We start from the raw sequence: 6,650 nt of genomic DNA on the forward strand, positions 1-6,650 counted from the left end.
GTCTACCCGCTTCATTCGGCCACGTCGATGACGCACCGGTTGGATTCCACCCCTGCGGCGGTGACCACCTGGACGTCGACCCGGCCCGGCTCCACCTCCGCGGGCACCGGCACGGTCAGCACCGTGTCCGAGGGGTTCACGAATCCGCCGGACACCGGGACCAGCGGAACGTGCACGTGGACCATGCCCACCCGCACCACCAGCCGGGCCAGCATCTCCGGAGTCCGCGCGCCGGGCGGCACGAAACCGACGCCCCGGATCTCGATGTCGTCGCCGGGGCGGACCGCCGCGTCGATGTCCCCCGGCTCCCGCCTGCGGACCACCGACAGCACCAGCGGACGGCTGCCCTCGGCGTACTTCGCCGACAGGTACACCGCCGCCGACAGCGCCACCAGCAGGGCCAGCGCCCACGGCAGCTGCGGCAGCCGGTCGGGGAACCGGGCCAGCGACACCGCCGCGTAGGCCAGCACCACCGTGGAGACAAGCACGTACTGCGCGTCCGGGAAACTCCCGCGGCCGTCGTCGTCGGTCAGCAGGTCCACCCCGCGCGGCCGGTCCGCCGGCAGCTTCTGCAGCCGCTGCCCCATGATCCGTACGGAGACCACCCGGCGCACCAGCACCGCCACCCCCGACGTCAGCGCGACCACCGCCAGCAGCGGCAGCGCCCGCCGCAGCGCGAACCCCTGGTACAAGGCCTCCCGTTCGGGCCCGGGCAGGGAGGCGGCCAGCCGCAGCGCGGGCAGCAGCGCCGCGAACGCCGTCAGCACCACCCAGGCGCTGGGCACGGCCTTGGAGGTGGACAGCCGGTTGTCCTCGCCCACCACCGGGGCCAGCAGCCCGCCCCGCAGCGACTGCGCGCGGGCCGCGACGGTCAGCAGTCCGGCCAGCACCAGCGCGGCCAGCAGCCCGGCCGTGCGGGCGGTGGACCAGCCGGTGCCGAGCGCGGTGCCGACCTGCACCAGCAGCAGCACCCCCGCGGCGATCCACAGGGCGAGGACGGCCCGCCGGGAGAACAGGTACAGCCAGGAGTTCCCGGCCTCCCGTCCCCGGTCGGCGACCGTACGGGCGGACAGGGTCAGCTCGTCGGACACCCACTGGCGGGAGGCGCCCAGGGAGTGGGCCACGGCGGGCGGCACCCCCTGCCCGGCGGCGAACTCGTCGCGCTTCTCCAGGAAGGCGGCGACCGCGCGCCGGTGTCCCTCCCGCGCGCAGTCGTCGCAGGCGCAGACGGCGGTATGGGTACTCCGGGACATCTCTTGGACAGCCACGTGCGTGCCGCCTCTCTGAACTACGGTGCGATGCCAGCGAATTGTGCACCACTGGGGCAGTGCTCCGGATTGCGCACGATGTCAGAGCAGGTGATTAACGGTTCATGATGTTGACGTCACGGGTCCGCCGCCGTCCGCGACCGTCTGCCACAGCGGCTGGTAGCTCGCCCACGCGGCCAGATCGCCCCCGAACCGCTCCCGGGTGGCGACCGCTCCGTGGTGGTCGATCAGCACCGGCTTCCCGGCGGCCCGCGCGATCAGCTGCACCTGTGCCGCCCGCTCCGCGGCGACGAACCACCACACCGCCGCGTCCACCGACCCGCCCACCGTCAGCAGCCCCCGGTTGCGCAGGATCAGCGCCTTGTACGGGCCCAGCGCGCGGGCGACCCGCAGCGGGTCCTCCGCGCCCAGGTACTCGTCCATCAGGGCGTGATCCTCGTAGAAGGCGCAGGCCTCCTGGCTGACCGGGGCCAGCAGCTCGCCGAGACAGGCCAGCGCCCTGCCGTACGGGGCCTGCGTGCGGACGACGGACACCACCTCGGGCCGCGCCCGGTGCACGGCCGCGTGCACGGCGAACGCCAGCTGGTTGACCCGCCGCCCGCCCCGCACCACCCGCCCGTCCCCGTCGACCAGCAGCAGGTCCTCGGGGCCCAGACGGGCGAAGGCCCGGCCGAAGGGGTTCACCCAGTAGCAGTCCGCGAACTCCGGGTCCCGGACGGAGACGTGCCCGGCGACCCCGTCCTCGTACCCGAGCCGGCCCAGCAGCCGCAGCGCCCCGGCGAGCCGCTCCTTGCGGTGGGCGCGCTCCCCGGCCGGGTCCGCGTGCACGGGCGGCATCTCGAACGCCAGCCGCTCCACCGGCACGGGAACGGGCGCGGGAACGGGCGCGGGCGCGGGCTGCTCGAGCATGGGCCCTCCTTCCGTCCGCGGCGCAAGGTACCGGCGCGGGGGTGAAGTGGCCAGAGGAACGGCGAAGCCGCCGCCCCCGGAAGAGGGGAGCGGCGGCTTCGCGTCAGGCACGGCGGCGGGAGACTACTCCCACTCGATGGTGCCCGGGGGCTTGCTCGTGCAGTCGAGGACCACGCGGTTGACGTCCTTGACCTCGTTGGTGATGCGGGTCGAGATCCGGGCCAGCACCTCGTACGGCATGCGGGTCCAGTCGGCCGTCATCGCGTCCTCGGACGAGACCGGGCGCAGCACGATCGGGTGGCCGTAGGTGCGGCCGTCACCCTGGACGCCCACGCTGCGGACGTCGGCGAGCAGGACGACCGGGCACTGCCAGATCTCCCGGTCCAGGCCGGCCGCGGTCAGCTCGTGGCGGGCGATGGCGTCGGCCTCGCGCAGCAGGTCCAGGCGCTCCTTGGTGACCTCGCCGACGATGCGGATGCCGAGGCCGGGGCCGGGGAAGGGCTGGCGCTGGACGATCTCCTCGGGCAGGCCGAGCTCCTGGCCGACCATCCGGACCTCGTCCTTGAACAGCTGGCGCAGCGGCTCGACGAGCTCGAACTCGATGTCGTCGGGGAGGCCGCCCACGTTGTGGTGGGACTTGATGTTGGCCGTGCCGGTGCCGCCGCCGGACTCCACGACGTCCGGGTACAGGGTGCCCTGGACCAGGAAGGCCACCGCCGGGCCGTCCTCCTGGAGGATCTCCAGCTGGGCCTGCTCGAAGACGCGGATGAACTCGCGGCCGATGATCTTGCGCTTGGTCTCGGGGTCGGAGACGCCGGCCAGCGCGGTCAGGAAGCGTTCCTGCGCGTCGACGACCTTCAGCTGGACGCCGGTGGCCGCGACGAAGTCCTTCTCGACCTGCTCGGTCTCGCCCTTGCGCATCAGGCCGTGGTCGACGTAGACACAGGTCAGCTGGGAGCCGATGGCCTTCTGGACGAGCGCCGCGGCGACCGCGGAGTCCACGCCGCCGGACAGGCCGCAGATGGCGCGCTTGTCGCCGACCTGCGCCTTGATCGCCGCGATCTGCTCCTCGACGATGTTGCCGGTGGTCCAGGTGGGCTTCAGGCCCGCGCCCCGGTAGAGGAAGTGCTCCAGGACCTGCTGGCCGTGCGTGGAGTGCATCACCTCGGGGTGGTACTGCACGCCGTACAGCTTCTTCTCGTCGTTCTCGAAGGCCGCGACCGGGACGACGTTCGTCGACGCGGTGACGCTGAAGCCCTCCGGGGCGGCGGAGCAGGCGTCGCCGTGGGACATCCACACGGACTGGTGCTCGGGGGTGCCCTCGAACAGGGTCGAGCCGGGCTTCGAGACGGACAGCGGGGTGCGGCCGTACTCGCGGGCGCCGGTGTTGTCGACGGTGCCGCCGAGGGTGGTCGCCATCAGCTGGAAGCCGTAGCACATGCCGAAGACGGGCACGCCGGACTCGAACAGGGCGCGGGCGTCGTCCAGGCGCGGGGCGCCCTCCTCGTAGACGGAGGACGGGCCACCGGAGAGGATGATCGCCTTCGGGTCCTTGGCGAGCATCTCGGCCACGGGCATCGTGCTGGGCACGATCTCGCTGTAGACGCGGGCCTCGCGGACGCGGCGGGCGATGAGCTGGGCGTACTGCGCGCCGAAGTCGACGACGAGGACCGTGTCCGGGGCGCTGTCGTGGGCGGCGGAGGGTGCTTCTGGCACGGGGACGGCCTTCCGGCGGAAAGTGGTGGCTGTTTTGTCGATTCTACCGGTGGCGCCGGCCGCCCCTTTGTCGCACCATCCGAGGCCCACGTCACGGCCGGACCGCGTCTCAGCATCCGGGCCCGGTTGGCCGGGGCGCGGGCGGGGGGGCCATAATCCACACCATGCGCAAGCAGCTGAGCTTCCTCTTTACCTATGGCACCGGCCGGTCCGGTCGCCATGGGTCATCGTGATGCTCGCTTGAGCCGCTGACTTCCCAGAGCGCCCCGGTCCGACAGGACCGGGGCGCTCCGCGTTTCCGCTCCTGCCGGCCACGACCACAGGAGAGACCCCCATGAGCACCGTCACCACCACCGTCACCACCCCCGAGCAGCTGATCGCCGACTCCCGGGAGCGGATCGACGCCCTCGACGACCGGATCATCGGGCTGATCCAGGAGCGGATGGCCGTCTCGGCCGTCATCCAGGAGGCCCGGATCGGCGCGGGCGGCCGGCGCGTGCACCTCTCGCGGGAGATGGAGGTGCTGTCGCACTTCAGCGACGCCCTCGGCAAGCCCGGGACCGGGCTCGCGATGACCCTGCTGGAGCTGTGCCGGGGCCGCGTCTGAGGGCGCGGGCGCCCGTTCGTCACCCGTCCGGACCGTGTCCGGTCCCGGGCGGCCTTCGTTGAGGGGGGTGTCCGCGCCCGCCAGGCGCGGGACCGCACCACCACGCGTGGCTCCGCGGGAGCGGTGAGACGTGACGCCCGACGGCGTGCGTCGTGGGACCCCGCTCCCCCACGTGACCGGACGGCAGGGGACAGCAGCCCGGTCACCCCGAAAAGAACGGCCGGCCCGGGGGACGCCCCGGGGCGGCCGTTCGTCGTGCGAGGGGTGCGCGCCCTTACGCGTGACCGCCCTTGCGGCGGCGGGCGGAGAGGAACAGGGCGCCGCCGACCGCGACCAGCGCGGCCGCGCCGAGGCCGACCAGGCCGGCCTGGCTGCCGGTGGAGGCCAGCGGGCCGTCGCTCTTGCCGCCGTTCGCGGTGCCACCGCCGCCGGCCGAGGCGCTCGGGGAGGCCGAGGCGCTCGCGGAGGCGCTCGGCGAGGGGCTGCCCGAGGGGCTCGGGCTGGGGCCGGTGGCCGTCGGGTTCGCCGTGAAGAGGGCGAGGTTGTTGGCCAGGACCGGGTCGAAGGAGTGCCGCTGCGGCTCGCCCTTCGGGCCGGGCGCGCCGACCCGGATGGCGCCGTGGGCGTCCTTGACCGCCGTCTCGATCTTCAGGTCGAAGGGGAACTCGACGTTCTCGCTCTCCAGCACGGAGGGCGCGGTGGCGCACCGGTAGTGGGACTCGCTCACCGGGCGGCAGGCGGCGGGGACGGTGACGGCCTTCAGGCCCTTCGGGAGCTCGACGTCGACCACGGCCGCCGGGGTGCCGTCACCCCGGTCGGCGATCCAGGCCGGGCCGTTGTTGCGTATCGCGACGACGGCCTTGGAGGTGGTGCCGGCGGCGCCCTTGACCGTGAGCGGCTCGGCCTCGAAGTCCGCGGTGTTCTGGACGGTGAGGGCGCTCACGCGCTTGTTGTCGGCCGGGTTGAGGTCCGGGCCGTGCTCGGCGAGCGGGGCGGTGGCCGCCGCCTTGCGGGCGATCAGCTTCCGCGCCGCCTTGCCCGCCGCGCCGTCGGCCTTCGGCTGGTCGGCGCCGGTCTTGCCGGAGTCCGCCTGGGCCTTCTGCGGGAGGGGCGCCGGGTAGATACCGTAGCCGAACCGCTCGCTCAGGCCGTTCGCGCCGGCCTTGAGGTGCAGCGGGCTGTCGCCGGCCAGTTCGTAGGAGGCCTTGGCCTCGAAGTCGCCCTCGATGGTGCAGACGACGCTGGTCGCGGTGCGGGTGGTGCGGTAGGTGCAGTTGTCGTACCGCTCCGGGAGTTCCAGGCCGCGGCTGGCCTCCAGCTCCAGGACGACGCCCTTGGCCGGCTCGTTGCCGTGGTTGGCGAACGTCAGCGGCAGGGGCTGGCTCTCGCCCGGCTTGAGGTCCTTCTTGAGCTTCATCTCCCCCATGACCAGGTCGGGCGCGCCGACCTTGATGCCGGTGGCCAGGGCGGGGGTGACGGTGGCGCCGGCGGCCGTGCCGGTCACCCCGACCACGCCGACGCCGGTGCCCTTCCCGGGGGTGACCTCCAGGTCCACGCCGGCCGGGACGCCGGGGCGCAGGCCCTGCTGCTTGCAGACGAGCGTGGCGCCGGCGGGGACGCACTTCTTGACCGCCGCGCGCGGGTTCTCCTGGACGGTGGCCACGCCGCCCAGCTTGGAGAGGTCGACGGTCAGGGTGAACTCCCCGTCGAAGGTCTCGACCCCGGCCGGGGCCTCCAGCCGGTAGTTCAGCGCCGCCGGCGTCGGCGAGCCCGTCGCGGGGGCGGGCGGGAGGACGAGGCCGGGCGGCCCGGTCAGGCGGAAGACGGGTTCCGCGGCGTTCGCGGCGGTGGCGGGGAGGGTGACGAGTCCCGCGGCCGCCAGGCCGCACGCGGCCAGCAGGGAGATGCGCTGTCTCATGTCCCGTGTGACCGCCGGACGGGCGCCTCGGTTGCACGGTTGGTCGTGTGACCGACACCACAGCTTCACCCAAAGCATTCCGGTACAACCTTTTCCGGCGACCGCCTGTCGACTTCTGTACCGGGGGGGGGGGGGGGGGGGGGGGGGGGGGGGGGGGGGGGGGGGGGGGGGGGGGGGGGGGGGAGGAAGTGTGTTTTTTTGGTTTGGGGGGGGGGGGGGGAAGGGAGAGGGA

The 6,650-nt window shown here is 73.6% G+C and carries 5 protein-coding genes; 1 reads left to right on the forward strand and 4 read right to left on the reverse strand.

Annotation, left to right across the window (positions count from 1 at the left end; translation table 11 throughout):
* Positions 1-11: 11 nt before the first annotated feature.
* The 3 genes from ACZ5NJ_RS16830 to guaA form a co-directional block, all read right to left on the reverse strand.
* Entirely contained in the window at positions 12-1,268 is a 1,257-nt protein-coding gene (locus ACZ5NJ_RS16830; protein WP_468765639.1) for a hypothetical protein, read from the reverse strand.
* Positions 1,269-1,370: 102 nt separating this feature from the next.
* The gene (locus tag ACZ5NJ_RS16835; protein WP_468765640.1) at positions 1,371-2,177 is read right to left on the reverse strand and encodes a class II aldolase/adducin family protein; all 807 of its coding nucleotides are present in this window, start codon (positions 2,175-2,177) and stop codon (positions 1,371-1,373) included.
* A 123-nt stretch (positions 2,178-2,300) separates the two neighbouring features.
* On the reverse strand, positions 2,301-3,893 hold the full coding sequence (guaA, locus tag ACZ5NJ_RS16840) for a glutamine-hydrolyzing GMP synthase (protein ID WP_468765641.1): 1,593 nt from the start codon (positions 3,891-3,893) through the stop codon (positions 2,301-2,303).
* 334 nt (positions 3,894-4,227) lie between these two features.
* Between guaA and ACZ5NJ_RS16845 the strand changes: the two genes are divergently transcribed.
* A complete protein-coding gene (locus ACZ5NJ_RS16845) occupies positions 4,228-4,500 on the forward strand; it encodes a chorismate mutase (RefSeq protein ID WP_468765642.1) in 273 nt (90 codons plus the stop codon).
* A 274-nt stretch (positions 4,501-4,774) separates the two neighbouring features.
* Here the strand turns inward: ACZ5NJ_RS16845 and ACZ5NJ_RS16850 are convergent, their stop codons facing one another.
* A complete protein-coding gene (locus ACZ5NJ_RS16850; RefSeq protein ID WP_468765643.1) occupies positions 4,775-6,418 on the reverse strand; it encodes a hypothetical protein in 1,644 nt (547 codons plus the stop codon).
* Positions 6,419-6,650 lie beyond the last annotated feature (232 nt).

The organism is Streptomyces sp. NPDC032091, from assembly GCF_055580265.1.